This is a genomic window from Sphingomonas lenta (genome assembly GCF_002288825.1).
In the GTDB taxonomy this organism is placed as follows: domain Bacteria; phylum Pseudomonadota; class Alphaproteobacteria; order Sphingomonadales; family Sphingomonadaceae; genus Sphingomonas; species Sphingomonas lenta.
On record NZ_NSLI01000003.1, the window covers coordinates 646,924 to 662,749 of the forward strand.

The 15,826-nt window shown below is 69.1% G+C and carries 9 protein-coding genes; 7 read left to right on the plus strand and 2 right to left on the minus strand.

From position 1 onward, the window contains the following. The first annotated feature begins 114 nt into the window (after window positions 1-114). The 3 genes from CKY28_RS10340 to gltB are packed head-to-tail and all read left to right on the plus strand — an operon-like array spanning window position 115 to window position 6,628. Window positions 115-1,554, plus strand: coding sequence for an NAD(P)-dependent oxidoreductase (locus CKY28_RS10340; protein ID WP_095998234.1), 1,440 nt, complete (start codon window positions 115-117; stop codon window positions 1,552-1,554). Continuing rightward, a complete protein-coding gene (locus CKY28_RS10345; RefSeq protein ID WP_176473050.1) occupies window positions 1,551-2,126 on the plus strand; it encodes a DUF2059 domain-containing protein in 576 nt (191 codons plus the stop codon). The genes CKY28_RS10340 and CKY28_RS10345 overlap by 4 nt, the downstream gene beginning before the upstream one ends. Next, window positions 2,123-6,628 carry a glutamate synthase large subunit gene (gltB, locus tag CKY28_RS10350; protein WP_095998236.1) on the plus strand — a complete coding sequence of 1,502 codons (4,506 nt, stop codon included), beginning with the start codon at window positions 2,123-2,125 and terminating at the stop codon, window positions 6,626-6,628. The genes CKY28_RS10345 and gltB overlap by 4 nt, the downstream gene beginning before the upstream one ends. 926 nt (window positions 6,629-7,554) lie before the next feature. Here gltB and CKY28_RS10355 read toward each other — a convergent pair. Further along, window positions 7,555-8,094: a hypothetical protein gene (locus CKY28_RS10355; protein WP_095998237.1), complete on the minus strand. Its 540-nt coding sequence runs from the start codon at window positions 8,092-8,094 to the stop codon at window positions 7,555-7,557. A 79-nt stretch (window positions 8,095-8,173) separates the two neighbouring features. On the opposite strand from CKY28_RS10355, the gene CKY28_RS10360 reads away from it, so the two are divergent. Both CKY28_RS10360 and CKY28_RS10365 read left to right on the plus strand, forming a co-directional pair. After that, a complete protein-coding gene (locus CKY28_RS10360; RefSeq protein ID WP_095998238.1) occupies window positions 8,174-8,848 on the plus strand; it encodes a glutathione S-transferase family protein in 675 nt (224 codons plus the stop codon). A gap of 104 nt (window positions 8,849-8,952) precedes the next feature. Next, window positions 8,953-9,324 carry a tRNA-binding protein gene (locus CKY28_RS10365; RefSeq protein ID WP_095998239.1) on the plus strand — a complete coding sequence of 124 codons (372 nt, stop codon included), beginning with the start codon at window positions 8,953-8,955 and terminating at the stop codon, window positions 9,322-9,324. Between the two features lie 188 nt (window positions 9,325-9,512). On the opposite strand, the gene pepN is transcribed toward CKY28_RS10365, so the two are convergent. Continuing rightward, window positions 9,513-12,101 (minus strand): aminopeptidase N, encoded by a 2,589-nt coding sequence (gene pepN / locus CKY28_RS10370; RefSeq protein WP_095998240.1) that lies wholly within the window; start codon window positions 12,099-12,101, stop codon window positions 9,513-9,515. Between the two features lie 99 nt (window positions 12,102-12,200). Here pepN and CKY28_RS10375 point away from each other — a divergent pair, with 99 nt between their 5' ends. Together CKY28_RS10375 and CKY28_RS10380 are read left to right on the plus strand one after the other, a co-directional pair. Continuing rightward, window positions 12,201-13,907, plus strand: coding sequence for a M28 family metallopeptidase (locus CKY28_RS10375; RefSeq protein WP_176473051.1), 1,707 nt, complete (start codon window positions 12,201-12,203; stop codon window positions 13,905-13,907). A 170-nt stretch (window positions 13,908-14,077) separates the two neighbouring features. Continuing rightward, window positions 14,078-15,676 carry a M28 family peptidase gene (locus CKY28_RS10380; protein WP_095998242.1) on the plus strand — a complete coding sequence of 533 codons (1,599 nt, stop codon included), beginning with the start codon at window positions 14,078-14,080 and terminating at the stop codon, window positions 15,674-15,676. Window positions 15,677-15,826 lie beyond the last annotated feature (150 nt).

Sequence of the window (15,826 nt, forward strand, 5' to 3'; positions counted from 1 at the left end):
GAATGTAAGATCGGCTGAACACGCCTAAGTACGGCATATATGCTGTCGCAATGGTCGAATTTGACGTGACACTGGGTCCAACACGCAATAAGCGTGCGCGAACGGGAGGTGCCGATGGCCGCCGATGCCATGCTTAAGTTCGTCCAGCTCGACCAAGCCTATCCGGACAAGCGGGCCGCGGCCGCGCGCGTGGCGGACTTCCGCGAGCTCGCCGACCGTTATGCGGCGCCTGACGCGGGCGAGCAGGCGGGGCGCTGCTCGCAATGCGGGGTGCCCTATTGCGCCGTGCACTGCCCGCTCCACAACCACATCCCCGACTGGCTGCGCCTGACCGCGGAGGGGCGGTACCGCGAGGCTTATGAGCTGTCGAACGCCACCTCGACGATGCCGGAGATCTGCGGCCGCATCTGCCCGCAGGACCGCTTGTGCGAGGGCAATTGCGTCATCGAGTCCGCCGGCCACGGTGCGGTGACGATCGGCTCCGTCGAGCGCTTCATCACCGACATGGCCTGGGACCAGGGCTGGGTGGAGCCCGTCGCGGTCGGGCCGTCGCGCGGCCAATCGGTCGCGATCGTCGGCGCGGGACCCGCCGGGCTGAGCGCGGCCGACTACCTGCGTACCTACGGCTACGACGTCCATGTCTACGACCGTCACGACCGCGCGGGTGGGCTGCTGACCTACGGCATCCCCGGTTTCAAGCTGGAGAAGCCGGTCGTGATGCGCCGCGTCGACCGGCTTCGTGCGGCCGGGATCACGTTCCACCAAGGTTTCGAGGTCGGCCGCGACGCCTCGCTCGACGAACTGCGCGCCCGCCATGACGCCGTGCTGATCGCTACCGGCGTCTATAAGGCGCGTGCACTCGACGTGCCCGGATCGGACCTGCCCGGCGTCGTCGAGGCGCTCGATTACCTCACCGCCTCCAACCGTCGCGGCTTCGGCGATCCGCCCGCGAGCGGCGCGGGAGCGCTCGACGCGGCGGGCCGCCACGTCGTCGTGGTCGGCGGCGGCGACACCGCGATGGACTGCGTCCGCACCGCGGTGCGCCAGGGCGCGGCGTCGGTGAAGTGCCTCTACCGCCGCGACCGCGCCAACATGCCGGGCTCGGCGCGCGAGGTCGCGAACGCCGAGGAGGAAGGCGTCGATTTCCAGTGGCTCGCCCAGCCGACCGCCTTCGTCGGCGGCGCGCAGGTCGAGGGCGTGGCGGTCAGTCGCATGCGCTTGGGCCCTCCCGACGCGAGCGGCCGCCGCGCGCCGCTCCCCGACCAGGGCGGCCCGGAGACGATCCGCGCCGACCTGGTGATCAAGGCGCTCGGCCTCGACGCGGAGGACCTGCCCCAACTCTTCGGCGCGCCGGGCCTGGGCGTCACCCGCTGGGGCACCGTGCTCGTCGACGCGAAGAGCATGATGACCAGCCTCGACGGCGTGTTCGCGGCGGGCGACATCGTCCGCGGCGCGAGCCTCGTCGTCTGGGCCGTGCGCGACGGCCGCGACGTGGCGGCGAACATGCACAAATGGCTGAAGGCCAGGGCCGAGCAGGGGAGGATGGCGGCGTGAGCGTCCTTGTGTCCGTGATGGTGCTGATGTGCGCGACGCCGGTGTCGGCGCAGACCGCAGCGGCCGCTCCGGCCCAGGCGGTCGATGCGGCGCGACTCGAAGCGGCGCGGGCGCTCATGGACGTGCTCATGCCGCCTGCGACGCGTGAGCAGATGATGCAGGGCATGATGGCGCCCCTCATGGCCAACATCGAGCGCGGCATGGCCGCCGATCCTCAATTCGCCGCGGCGATCGGGTCGGACCCGCGGGTGAAGGCGCTGTTCGACGAGTTTACGCGCAAGCAGATGGCGCGAACGACGGAGCTGATCCGGACCTCTCTTCCCGGCATGATCGACGCGATCGCGAAAGCCTATGCGCGGCGCTTCGACGTCGCTCAACTCGGCGAGCTCCGACGCTTCTTCGAGACGCCGACCGGCCGCGCATATGTGCGGGACTCGATGACGATCATGGCCGATCCCGACGTGGCGCAATGGCAACAGGACCTCATGACCCGATCCATGACCGACGCGCGTGTCGACGTGGAGGAGATCGCCCGGCGCGTCGCGGCGTTGGAGCCCGGCCGAACGCCATGACCGACCCCTGCATCCACCTCGCCGCCCACGGCATGTACCGCCCGGACCTCGAGTCCGACGCGTGCGGCGTTGGACTCGTCGCCGCGACCGACGGCCAGCCGTCCCGCCGCGTCGTCCAGTCGGCGATCGACGCGCTGAAGGCCGTGTGGCACCGCGGCGCGGTCGACGCCGACGGCAAGACGGGCGACGGCGCGGGCGTCCATCTCGACCTGCCGGCCCGCTTCTTCGACGACGCCATCGCCGCGTCGGGCCACAAGCCCAAACCCAACCGCCTCGCCGTCGGCCAAGTGTTCCTGCCGCGTACCGACTTAGGGGCGCAGGAGACGTGCCGCACGATCGTCGAGAGCGTCGTCATCGAAGCGGGCTACACCATCTACGGCTGGCGCCAGGTGCCCGTCGACGTGTCGGTCATCGGCGTGAAGGCGCAGGCGACGCGCCCCGAAATCGAGCAGATCATGATCGCCGGCCCCATGCCGGACGAGCAGAGCGTCGAGGAGTTCGAGAAGCAGCTCTACCTGATCCGCCGCCGCATCGAGAAGCGCGTGATCGCGGCGCAGATCCAGGGCTTCTACATCTGCTCGCTCAGCTGCCGCTCGATCATCTACAAGGGCCTGTTCCTCGCCGAGAGCCTGTCCGACTTCTACCCCGACCTGCGCGACCAGCGCTTCGAGAGCCGCGTCGCGATCTTCCACCAGCGCTATTCCACCAACACCTTTCCGCAATGGTGGCTGGCCCAGCCCTTCCGCTGTCTCGCGCACAACGGCGAGATCAACACGATCCGCGGCAACCGCAACTGGATGCTGAGCCACGAGATCCGCATGGCGAGCCTCGCGTTCGGCGAGCATTCCGAAGACATCAAGCCCGTCATCCCCGCCGGCGCGTCCGATACCGCGGCGCTCGACGCAGTATTCGAGGCGATCTGCCGCTCCGGCCGCGACGCGCCCACCGCCAAGCTGATGCTGGTGCCCGAGGCGCTCGACGAGGGGAGCGACACGCCGGACGCGCACAAAGCGATGTACCGCTACCTGGCGAGCGTCATGGAGCCGTGGGACGGCCCCGCCGCGCTCGCCATGACCGACGGCCGCTGGGCGGTCGCGGGCACCGATCGCTCCGCGCTCCGCCCGCTGCGCTACACGCTCACCGCCGACGGCCTGCTGATCGTCGGCTCGGAGAGCGGCATGGTACCCGTGCCGGAGTCGACCGTGGTCGAGAAGGGTCGGCTCGGCCCCGGCCAGATGATCGCGGTGGACCTGGCCGAGGGTCGCGTCCTCCACGACCGCGAGCTCAAGGACCGCATCGCCGCCGAGGCCGACTATGCCGGGCGCATCGACGGCTTCCTCACCATGGCCGACTTGCCCGCGGACGACGCGGTCGTCGGCTACCCCCGCGCCGAGCTCACCCGCCGCCAGATCGCCGCCGGCCAGACGCTGGAGGACATGGAGCTGATCCTCTCGCCCATGGTCGAGACGGGCAAGGAGGCGGTGGGCTCGATGGGCGACGACACGCCGCTCGCCGTCATTTCCGACAAGCCGCGGCTCATCAGCCAGTTCTTCCGCCAGAACTTCAGCCAAGTCACCAACCCGCCGATCGACTCCTTACGCGAGCGCTACGTCATGTCGCTCAAGACGCGGTTCGGGAACCTCGCCAACATCCTCGACACCGAGGACCGGCGGGGCAGGGTGCTCGTGCTCGACAGCCCCGTGCTGACCGGCGCGGACTGGAACGGCCTGCTCAAGCACTTCGCGCGCTCGGCGGCGGTTATCGACTGCACCTTCCCCGTCGGCGGCGGCCCCGAGCAACTGCGCGCGGCCATCCAGCGCATCCGGCACGAGGCCGAGCAGGCCGTGCGCGAGGGCCGGTCCGAGCTGTTCCTCACCGACGAGAACGTCTCCGAGGACCGCGTCGCCATCGCCGGCGTGCTCGCGGCCGCCGCCGTCCATACGCACCTCGTCCGCCGGGGCCTGCGCTCCTACGCCTCCGTTAACGTCCGCACCGCCGAGTGCCTCGACACGCACTACTACGCCGTGCTGATCGGCGTCGGCGCGACCACGGTGAACGCCTACCTCGCCGAGGCCGCCATCGCCGACCGGCACCAGCGCGGCCTGTTCGGCGACCTCTCGCTCGGCGAGTGCCTCAAGCGCCACCGCACCGCGATCGAGGAAGGCCTGCTCAAGGTCATGTCCAAGATGGGCATCGCGGTGATCTCGTCCTACCGCGGCGGCTACAATTTCGAGGCGGTGGGCTTGAGCCGCGCGCTCGTCAACGATCTCTTCCCCGGCATGCCCGCCAAAATTTCCGGCGAGGGCTACGCGTCGCTGCACTTGAACGCCGTCGACCGCCATGCGCTCGCCTATGATCAGGCGGTCGCGCATCTGCCGATCGGCGGCTTCTACCGCCAGCGCCACGGCGAAGAGACGCACGCCTATTCCGCGCAACTAATGCACCTGCTGCAGACCGCGGTCGCGACCGACAGCTACTCGACCTATCTCCAGTTCAGCCGCGGCGTCGCCGACCTCCCGCCCGTCTATCTCCGCGACCTGCTCCAGTTCAACTTCCCGGCCGAAGGCGTCCCCGTCGATCAGGTCGAGGCGATCACCGAAATCAGGAAGCGCTTCGTCACCCCCGGCATGTCGCTCGGCGCGCTCTCCCAAGAGGCGCACGAGACGCTCGCCATCGCCATGAACCGCATCGGCGCCAAGGCCGTGTCGGGCGAGGGCGGCGAGGACGCGGAGCGGTACGCGCCGCGCGAGAACGGCGACAACGCCAACTCGGTCATCAAGCAGATCGCGTCCGGTCGTTTCGGCGTCACCGCCGAGTATCTCAATGCCTGCGAGGAGATCGAAATCAAGGTCGCGCAAGGAGCGAAGCCCGGCGAGGGCGGCCAGCTCCCCGGCTTCAAGGTCACCGAGTACATCGCCCGCCTGCGCCACGCGACGCCGGGCGTGACGCTGATCAGCCCGCCGCCGCACCACGACATCTACTCGATCGAGGACCTGGCGCAGCTCATCTACGACCTGAAGCAGATCAACCCGCGCGCGCGGGTCTGCGTCAAGCTCGTCTCCTCCGCCGGGATCGGCACGGTGGCCGCCGGCGTCGCCAAGGCGCACGCCGACGCAATCCTCGTCTCCGGCCATGTCGGCGGCACCGGCGCATCGCCCCAGACCTCGATCAAATATGCCGGCACGCCTTGGGAGATGGGCCTGTCGGAGGTGAACCAGGTGCTCACCTTGAACGGCCTGCGCGGCCGCGTGCGCCTGCGCGCCGACGGCGGCCTCAAGACCGGCCGCGACATCGTGATCGCCGCGATTCTCGGCGCGGAGGAGTTCGGCGTCGGCACGTTGAGCCTTGTCGCGATGGGCTGCATCATGGTGCGCCAGTGCCATTCCAACACCTGTCCCGTTGGCGTCTGCACGCAAGACCCCAAGCTCCGCGCCAAGTTCACGGGCAGCCCGGAGAAGGTCATCAACCTCATGACCTTCATCGCCGAGGAGGTGCGCGACATCCTGGCGCGGCTCGGTTGCCGGAGCCTGGACGAGGTGATCGGCCGCACCGAGCTGCTCCGCCAGGTCAGCCGCGGCGCGGAGCACCTCGACGACCTCGACCTCAACCCCATCCTTGCCAAGGTCGACGCCACCGACGCCGAGCGCCGCTTTAGTCTGAACACGTTCCGCAACGACGTCCCCGACAGCCTCGACGCCCAGATCATCAAGGACGCCGCCCCCGTCTTCGCGCGCGGCGAGAAGATGCAGCTGACCTATAGCGTCCGAAACACGCACCGAGCCGTCGGCACGCGCCTCTCGTCGGAGATCGTCACGCGGCTCAAGGATCGCCCGCTCGCCGACGACCACGTCACCATCCGCCTACGCGGCTCGGCGGGCCAGTCGCTCGGCGCGTTCCTCGTCCGCGGCGTCAAGCTGGAGGTGTTCGGCGACGCCAATGACTATGTCGGCAAGGGCCTGTCCGGCGGCACGATCATCGTCCGCCCCGCCGTCTCCTCGCCGCTCGCGAGCCAGGACAACACCATCCTCGGCAACACCGTCCTCTACGGCGCGACCGCGGGCAAGCTCTTCGCCGCCGGCCAGGCAGGCGAGCGCTTCGCGGTCAGGAACTCGGGCGCGACCGTCGTCGTGGAAGGCTGCGGCGCCAACGGCTGCGAGTATATGACCGGCGGCGTGGCGGTCGTGCTGGGCGCGGTCGGCCGCAACTTCGGCGCGGGCATGACGGGCGGCATGGCCTTCGTCTACGACGCCGACGACGCGTTCGAACGCCGCGCCAACCCCGACAGCATCACCTGGACCCGCCTCCGCTCCGCCCATTGGGAGGGCGCGCTCCGCGCGCTGATCGCCGACCACGTCCGCGCCACCGACAGCAAATGGGCGAGAGGCCTCCTCGACGACTGGGACCGCGCGGTCGAGCGGTTCTGGCAGGTCGTGCCGAAGGAGATGCTGGGCCGGCTGGAGCACCCGCTTGAGGACACGGTGGAGCTTGTGGCGGCAGAGTAGAGTATAACTGAGCACTGATTTTGAGAAAAGATACGCTACCTCCGTTACAGGCGCAGCTAAGGGGGCAATGGTGCGAATGATTCTAGTATCGGCCGCTTTAACGCTACTAGCCGGGTGCTCGGTGTCGGGGCGGATCAGCGAGCAGGAAAGTGCATGCAGGTCAGACATCACCAGCAAGCTGCTTAATCCAGAAACCGCTAAATTTTACGATTTTGGCCCCGCTGCTGAGGATACCTTCCGCAAAGGCATTGAGAACTGGAACCTAAAGGAGCGCGGTATAGCGCCCTCAGAACGCCCGAGATACCGAGCGCTGCTCGAAGGCGGGACCAGTGAGCTGATGAGAAACCTAACCTCGGTTGGAGCAAAGTTCCATGCAGTTCGCGTGAGGTCGGACGGGCGGATGGGAAACAAGGTTACATCGGAGTTTGTGTGCGCGACGGCCAGCGATGGCTGCGCGGGTTTCGACGGCTCAGATTAGACGGCATGCTAGGAATTTGCTGTCCTACAACCCTCCACCCGTGCCACGATCCCCAGCGACTCGGCCTTACCCGAGCCGCCGCTCTTCCACATCATCAGCCCAGGACTCGTCGTCCTAGCGAACGCTGGGATCGCGTGGTTCGGACCGGATGCGCTCTCGGCCTGCGACCCCAGCTTTCGCTGGGGTGACGACCGGAGGAGCGACGCACTCGGTTCGTCGCGTTCTCACGCGGACATACGCTTACCTTCGTTACCTTCGGCGTCTGCACCCCCGCGCGCGTTGGCGTGTACTTTAATGTACTTCCGCCCCACTCACTTCCGCCGTCATCCTGAACTTGTTTCATGATCCAGCGTGGTCCGCGCGACCACGGGTGGTCGTGGCCGCTACCCTGGACGCTGGAACAAGTTCAGCATGACGGTGGCGGGGGGGAGGCCAGGGCGATTCCCGCTCAGCCCCACCGCAGCGCCAGCCACCCCAGCCCTGCGAACAGCGCGAGCGCCCACCAGCCCCCGTCGGTGCGCAGCAGGTACGCGACCCCCAGCACCCCCACCGCCACCAGCGTCGCGCCCGCGACGCGCGGCGCGGCGACCTGGCCCAGCAGCCACGCCCCACTCGCCAAGCACAGGCCGGCGTTCGCCGCGATCCACAGATACGACCCGCCCCGCCCGATCGAGCCGAACAGCGGCAGCTTGATCGTCGCGTAGCCCCGCATCCCGTTCGGAAACAGGTCAGCCGCCAGGTGCAGCCCGAGGCCTAAGCCCAACCCCGCCGCCACCGGCCAGAACCGCCTGTCATAGGCCAGCGCCAGCACCGGCAGAATCCCGTGCGTCAGCGCGCTCCGGTGCCCGAGGGGAAGCAGCTGGTCGAGGTCGGGGAACGTCGTCCCCGCCACCGCCGCCACGACCACCGTCGCCGCCACCATCACCGGCCAGCCGCCGCCATACAGCGCCATCAGCACCGCCGCCGCCAACGTCATGATCGCCGTCATCGCCCCGTCCGCCTTATTCCGTCGTCCACCCGCTCAACCACCCTTCCACCTCACGCCCATCCTGCCTAACAGCGGACAAATGTGGCAGCTCTACCAGTTTCCCCTATGTCCCTTCTCCCGCAAAGTGCGTCTCCTGCTAGGCGAGAAGGGCGTGGGCTATGAGCTGGTCCGTGAGTCCCCCTGGAACCGCCGCGACGAGTTCCTCCACCTCAACCCCGCCGGCCAGACGCCCGTCATGGTCGAGGACGCGCAGGGCTCCGTCCTCGTCGACAGCCAGGCGATCTGCGAGTTCTTCGAGGAGACGGTGGACAAGCCGTCGCTGATCAACGGCACCGCCGTCCAGCGCGCCGAGATCCGCCGGCTCGTCAGCTGGTTCGACACGCAATTCTACAACGACGTCACCGGCCCGCTGCTCCACGAGCGCATGATCAAGCGCCTGAACGCCCGCCCCGCCACGCCCGACGCCAAGGCGCTGCGCGAAGCGATGAAGGCTGCGATCGGGCATCTCGATTACACCGACTACCTCCTCGACCATCGCAACTGGATAGCGGGCGCGACCTTCAGCCTCGCCGACTTAGCGGCCGCGGCGCAGATCTCGGTCGTCGACTATCTGGGCGGCATCGACTGGAAGGGCCACGAACAGACCGCGCGCTGGTACATGGGCCTGAAGAGCCGCCCGAGCTTCCGGCCGCTCTTGGCGGAGCGGATGGAGGTTATCGGGCCGGCGCCGCACTACGCTAACGTGGACTTTTAGGTGCGGGCGCCCTCACTTTGCGTGAGCAAAGTGAGGAGACGCCGCGGCGGGCAGCGGGACGGCGTAGCCGTCCCGTCTGACGGCGCGGCGGAGGGAGATTACGCATGCACATGACCCACGACCCCACCGCGCCCTCCGCGCCGGAAATCGCGTTCGACGACTGGCTCAAGGTGGACATCCGCGTCGGCACGATCGTCTCCGCCGAGCCCTTTCCGGAGGCGCGCAAGCCCTCGATCAAGCTCGTGATCGACTTCGGTCCCGCCATCGGCCGCCGGAAAAGCGCCGCCCAGATCGCCGCCCGCTACGCGCCCGACGAACTGGTCGGCCGCCAGGTCGCCGCCGTGGTCAACTTCCCGCCGCGCCAGATCGGGCCGACGGTAAGCGAGGTGCTGACGCTGGGCTTCCCGGACGAGGAGGGCAGGGTGGTGCTCCTCCAGCCGGATGCAACCGTCCCGAACGGCGGCCGGCTGTTCTAACCTTCTCCCTCTCCCCTCCGGGGAGAGGGTCGGGGAGAGGGGCAGTGCAGGGCGCCACGCTCGACACTGCCCCTCTCCCGCCTTCGCTACGCTCGGCACCCGCATCAGGTAAACCGTCCCCCGGACGGTTTAGGTCATGCCGGGGGCATGACCGACCTGATGCGCCCCAGAGGGGAGAGGGAGGTGGATCACCCCTCCAACGACTTCGACGCTTGCTCGAACAGGTCCTTGCTCAACCCCGGCGTCGCGACGATCCGCTCCAGCTCGGCGCGCATCAGCTTCGCCCGCCCCGCGTCGAACCGCCGCCAGCGCCCGAGCGGCGGCAGCAGCTTGGCCGCGGTCTGCGGGTTGAGCTTGTCGAGCGCGATCAGCTGTTCGGCCAGGAACCGATAGCCCTCCCCCGACGCCCCGTTGAACGCCCGCTGGTTCACCCCGAACGCGCCGACCAGCGACCTGGCGCGGTTCGGGTTGGCGAGGGTGAAGTCTGGGTGCCGCGCCAGCTCCGCGACCTGCGCGGCCGTATCGTCGCGCGACGACAGCGCCTGCGTTTGGAACCACTTGTCGAGCACAAGCGCATTGTCGCGATAGCGGTTATAGAAGATGTCGAGCGCCGCCTCACGCAGGTCCGACGCGCCGCTCGCCAGCGTCGTCAGCGCCCCCATGCGGTCGGTCATGTTGTCCGCCGCCTCGAATTGCGTGAAGGCCAGCTTGTCCGCGTCGCCCGCGCCGCTCGCCGCGATATAGCCCAGCGCGACATTGCGCAGGCGCCGCAAGCCTTTGGCCCGCGGCGTGTAGGCATAGGGCTCGCGCTCGCCGTCGTAGAGCCCGCGCCACCGCTCCTCGAGTTTCCCGCCCAGCGCCGCGCGGAGGCCCTCGCGCGCCCGGAACACCGCTTCCGGATCGACCACGCTCAGCTGGTCGCCGATGAAGCTCTCCGACGGCAGCAGCACCGCCTCCGCCACAAACGCCGGATCGCGCTCGGCGTCGTCCAGCGTGTTCGCGACCGCCGCGACCACCGCCTCGTGCCCCGACCGGTCGCCCTCGACCGCGTCGGCCACCAGCGTGTCGAGCATCAGCTGCTGCATCGCCTCGTAGCGCGCGAACGGGTCGTCGTCGTTCGCGCTCAGGAACCCCAGGTCCGCCGCCGAGCGGTCGCTCTCGATGATCACCGGCGCGGAAAAGCCGCGATTGATCGACAGCACCGGCCGCTCGACCACGCCGTCGAACACGACGGTCTCGGCGGGGTCCTTGAGCAGCACCAACCGCTCGTCGGTGAGCGGCTTGGCGGTCTCCGCGCCGAACAGCTTGACCTTGAGCGGGATCACCATCGGCTCCTTGACCGGCTGGCCCGGCGTCGGCGGCACGTGCTGCGCGAGCCGGAGCGTCGCGCGGCCGCCCTCATGCTCGACCGACGCCTGGACGCGCGGCGTGCCGGCCTGGGCATACCAGAGGCGGAATTGCGACAGGTCGACGCCACCCGCCTCCTCCATGCAGCGCACGAAATCCTCGCACGTCGCCGCCGTCCCGTCGAACCGCTGGAAATAGAGGTCGCACGCCGCTCGGAACTTCTGCGGGCCCAGGATGATCGACATCATCCGAATGAGCTCGGCGCCCTTGTTGTAGATGGTCGCCGTGTAGAAGTTCGAGATCTCGATGTAGCTCTCCGGCCGCACGGGGTGCGCGAGCGGCCCCGCATCCTCCGGGAACTGCGCCGCACGAAGACCGCGCACCCCCTCGATGCGGTTCACCGCCGGCGACCCCTGGTCCGCGGAGAAGCCCTGGTCGCGGAAGACGGTGAAGCCCTCCTTCAGCGACAGCTGGAACCAGTCGCGGCAGGTGACGCGGTTGCCCGACCAGTTGTGGAAATATTCGTGCGCCACCACCGCCGCGATCGCGTCGTAGTCGTAGTCGGTCGCGGTGTCCGGGTCGGCGAGGATGTAGCGGCTGTTGAAGATGTTCAGCCCCTTGTTCTCCATCGCGCCGAAGTTGAAGTCGTCGACCGCCACGATGTTGAACACGTCCAGGTCGTACTCGCGGCCGTACACGCGCTCGTCCCACGCCATCGACACCTTCAGCGCGTGGAGCGCGTGGTCGGTGCGGGGCAAGTCGGCTTCCCGCACCCAGATGCCGAGCTGTACGGTGCGGCCCGACTGCGTCACGAACTCGTCGCGGTTGGCCTGGAGGTCGCCCGCCACCAGCGCGAACAGGTAGGACGGCTTGGGGAATGGGTCGTGCCACTCCGCCCAGTGCCGCCCGTTGTCGGCCTCGCCCTGCGCCACCGGATCGCCGTTCGCCAGCAGCACGGGGAAGCGCGCCTTGTCGGCCGTCATCCGCACCCGGTACGTGGCCAGCACGTCCGGCCGGTCGGGGAAGTAGGTGATGCGCCGGAAACCTTCGGCCTCGCACTGCGTGCACAGGATGCCGCCCGACGCGTACAGCCCCATGAGCTGGGTGTTCTTCTCCGGCTCGATCTCGACCTCGGTCTCAACGGTGTGCGCCTCGCCCGTCAGCGGCACGACCAGCCGCTCGCCTTCCAGCCGCCAATTGTTGACCGCGACGCCGTCGACCAGCACGCGCACCGGCTGCTGCCCCGCGCCGTCAAGCTTGAGCGGCTCGCGATGCGCGCCGTTGCGCTCGACCCTGAGCGTCGCGCGCACCCGCGTCTTGGCGGGGTCGAGGTCGAAGTCGAGCTCGACCTCCGGCACCATCCACTCGGGCGGATGGTAGTCCTCGCGGCGGGTCACGGCGGGGAGCGCGGGCGCGTTCTGCATGTCCATGCGCGCGATATAGCCGCCCGAGTCGCCGCCGCCACCCGACGCTTGCGGAAAACACGGCCCGTGCTACCTCCGCAATACAGATAGAACAGAAGGATGCCGATGTTCCGTTCCGTTTCCGCGTTCGCATTGCTGCTCAGCTCGACCGCCTTCGCCCACGATCACGCGCATCAGACCGCTCAGCCGCCCGCTACGCCCGCCGCGCCGCAGCCCAGCGAGGCGGAGGCGAACGCCGCCGCGAACGCGGTGCTGCCGCCGGATCAGGCGGCGATGAAGGCGCACATCCTATTCCTCGCCTCCGACCAGCTGAAGGGCCGCGAGGCGGGTACGCCCGAGTATGACGTCGCCGCGCAGTATGTCGCGTCGCAATTCTACGCCGCGGGCTTACGCCCCGCAGGCGACGCGGGCAGCTATCTGCAGCGCGTGCCGCTGGTCAGCTACAAAGCGGCTGAGAAGGGCACGATGAGCTTCCAGCGCCGCGGCGGCCAAGCGGTGCCGCTCGTGTTCGGCGAAGACTTCGTCACCGGCGCCGATCCCGAGCGCGCCGTAACGGACATCACCGCGCCCGTGGTGTTCGTCGGCTACGGCATCGACGCGCCGGAGTTCGGCCGCAACGATTATCGGGGCGTCGACGTGAAGGGCAAAGTCGTCGCGTTCCTGGACGGCGCGCCCGCCGGGATCCCTAGCGAACCGCGCGCGCACCTGAGCCGCACGGGCAAGATGGAGGCCGCGTCCAAGCGCGGCGCGATCGGCGCGATCACGCTGCAGACGCCCGAGTCCGCCAAGGTCCGCTCGATTGCGCGGCTCGCGGAGAGCTGGGACGGTGTGCGTATGACCTGGGCCGACGGACAAGGCGTCGGCCACTCGGAGGCGCCGGGCGTCACCAGCCTCGGCACGCTCGGTCCCGCGGGCGCCGCCAAGCTGTTCGAGGGCGCGTCTACGCCCTGGGCCACGATCGCCGCCCGGAGCGCCGACCCCAAGGCGCGGTTCAAGGCGTTCCAGCTGCCCGCGACGGCCACCGTGCGGCTCAAGACCACGATCGCGCCCGCCACCAGCTACAACGTCGCCGGCCTGCTGCCGGGCAGCGACCCCAAGCTGAAGGACGAGGTGGTCGTTCTCACCGCCCACCTCGATCACGTCGGCGTCGGCCGCGCGGACGCGAGCGGAGACACCATCTACAACGGCGCCATGGACAACGCGGTCGGCATCGCCTCGCTGATCGAGGAGGCCAAGCGCTTCAAGGCCAGCGGAAAGCCGCCGCGCCGCTCGATCATGTTCCTGGCGGTGACGGCGGAGGAGAAGGGGCTGGTCGGCGCCGACTATTTCGCGACCAACCCGACCGTGCCCAAGGCGAACATGGTCGCCAACGTCAACCTCGACATGCCGATCATCACCTACAAGTTCCAGGACGTGGTCGCGTTCGGCGCGGATCGCTCATCGCTGGGGCCGATCGTGCGTCGGGCGGCGGCGAACATCGGTGTGGGCGCGGCCGACGATCCGCTGCCCGAGCAGAGCTTCTTCGTCCGCTCCGACCACTACCGCTTCGTGCAGCAGGGCGTGCCGTCGGTGTTCCTGTGGCCGGGCCCGGGCGGGCCGGGCAAGGAGGCCTGGAGCACGTTCCTCGCCACCAACTACCATCGTCCCTCCGACGAGGTCGTGCAGACCGCGCCGATCGATTGGGAGTCGGGCGCGCGCTTCATCGAGGTGAATTACCAAATCGCCCGCGAGATCGCCGACGCCGACCAGCGGCCGGTGTGGAACAAGGGCGACTTCTTCGGCACGCTCTACAAGGGCCCGATGGCGCGGTAGAACGAAGATACGTTCCTCCCCCGCAACGTAGTTGCGGGGGAGGGGACCGCCGCAGGCGGTGGTGGGGGAACTACGGGATGCGGCATCCCCTGTACCCCCTCCACCACGCCGCAAGCGGCGCGGTCCTCCTCCCCCGCCGTGGGCGGGGGAGGATTTAGTAAGGAGTGACCATGCGTAACCTCATCCTCCCCCTCCTCCTCGCCACCGCCGCGACCGCGTCCGCGCAGGCCCCCTCCGCCCCGCAGGAAGCGGCGCTGCGCGCGCATGTCGCCTATCTCGCCTCCGACGCGATGCGCGGGCGCGAGGCGGGGACGCCCGACTACGACCGTGCGGCCGACTATGTCGCCAAGCAGATGCAGGCCGCCGGCCTCCAGCCCGGCGCGAACGGCCGCTGGCTTCAGCCCGTGCCGCTCGTCGTGGCTAAGCCCGCAGGTGAGCCGGTCATGACGCTGACCGCGAACGGCGCGACGACGCCGCTCGTCTTCGGCACCGACTACACGCTCCGCCCGACGCCCGCCGGCGAGACTATCGACGTGTCCGCGCCCGTGGTCTTCGCGGGCCACGGCGTCGTCGACCCCGCGATCGGCCGCAACGATTATCGCGGGCTCGACGTGCGCGGCAAAGTCGTCGCCGTCTTCTACAGCGGCCCACAGGGGATGAACTCGGAGGTCGCGGCGCATCTTGGCAACCGCGTCGACCGCGCCCGCACCGCCGCCGCCAAGGGCGCGCGCGGCATCGTCTTTATCGAATCGAACCAGAGCCGCGGCATCATCCCCGTCTCGACGATTCACCGCAGCTGGGACGCGCGCGCGGTTACCTGGGCGGGGCCGGACGGCATGCCCCGCGACGGCGGCGCGCCCATCCTCGCGATCGTCTCCCAGGAGGGCGCGGCCAAGCTCTTCGCGGGCTCCAAGCTGAACTGGGAGGAGGTCCGCGCCGCAGACGCCGCCGGCCGTCCCGTGCCGACGGGCCAGCTCGCCGCGACGCTCGCCACCAAGCAGCGCTTCACGACCGAGCGGCTCAACAGCAGCAACGTCGTCGGCCTGCTGCCCGGCTCCGACCCGAAGCTCCGGGGCGAGTATGTCGTGCTCTCCGGCCACTTGGATCACGTCGGTATCGGCCGCCCCGACGCGACCGGCGACACGATCCACAACGGCGCGATGGACAATGCGGTCGGCATCGCCTCCATGATCGAGGTCGCCAAGCGGATGAGGAGCGCGCGGCCCAAGCGCTCCGTCCTCTTCGTCGCGGTCACCGCGGAGGAGAAGGGGCTGATCGGCTCCGACTATTTCGCGACCTACCCGACCGTGCCGAAGCGCTCGCTCGTCGCGAACGTCAACCTCGACATGCCGATCCTGACCTACCGCTTCCAGAACCTGGTCGCGTTCGGCGCGGACCGGTCGGGCATCGGCCCGATCGCGGCGGCGGCGACGAAGAAGCTCGGCTTCGCGCTCGTGCCCGATCCCGCGCCGCAGGAGGCGTCGTTCGTGCGCACCGACCATTACAGCTTCGTCCGCCAGGGCGTGCCGGCGGTGTCGCTCGTGCCCGGCCCCGGCGGCGGCGGCACGACCGCGACGGCGGAGTTCATCAAGAACCACTACCACAAGCCGTCCGACGAGATCGACCTGCCGTTCGACTGGACGGCGGCGGCGAACTTCGTGTCGCTCAACCACGCGATCGCCACCGCGCTGGCCGACGCGCCGGAGCGCCCGCGCTGGGTAAAGGCGGACTATTTCGGCACGCTCTACAAGGGCCCGATGGCGCGGTGACACCGCTGAATTCCTCCCCCGCAACGTAGTTGCGGGGGAGGGGGACCGCCGAAGGCGGTGGAGGGGGTACATCACGATGCCGCATCCCGTAGCTCCCCCTCCACCAGCTTCGCTGGTCCCCCTCCCCCGCCATGGGCGGGGGAGGAATCA

Bases quoted from the DNA above. Each gene is read 5' to 3' on its own strand.
- CKY28_RS10340 (WP_095998234.1), top strand. From the start codon at position 115: ATGGCCGCCGATGCCATGCTTAAGTTCGTCCAGCTCGACCAAGCCTAT.
- gltB (WP_095998236.1), top strand. From the start codon at position 2,123: ATGACCGACCCCTGCATCCACCTCGCCGCCCACGGCATGTACCGCCCG.
- CKY28_RS10355 (WP_095998237.1), bottom strand. From the start codon at position 8,094: ATGACGGCGATCATGACGTTGGCGGCGGCGGTGCTGATGGCGCTGTAT.
- CKY28_RS10360 (WP_095998238.1), top strand. From the start codon at position 8,174: ATGTGGCAGCTCTACCAGTTTCCCCTATGTCCCTTCTCCCGCAAAGTG.
- CKY28_RS10365 (WP_095998239.1), top strand. From the start codon at position 8,953: ATGCACATGACCCACGACCCCACCGCGCCCTCCGCGCCGGAAATCGCG.
- pepN (WP_095998240.1), bottom strand. From the start codon at position 12,101: ATGGACATGCAGAACGCGCCCGCGCTCCCCGCCGTGACCCGCCGCGAG.
- CKY28_RS10375 (WP_176473051.1), top strand. From the start codon at position 12,201: ATGTTCCGTTCCGTTTCCGCGTTCGCATTGCTGCTCAGCTCGACCGCC.
- CKY28_RS10380 (WP_095998242.1), top strand. From the start codon at position 14,078: ATGCGTAACCTCATCCTCCCCCTCCTCCTCGCCACCGCCGCGACCGCG.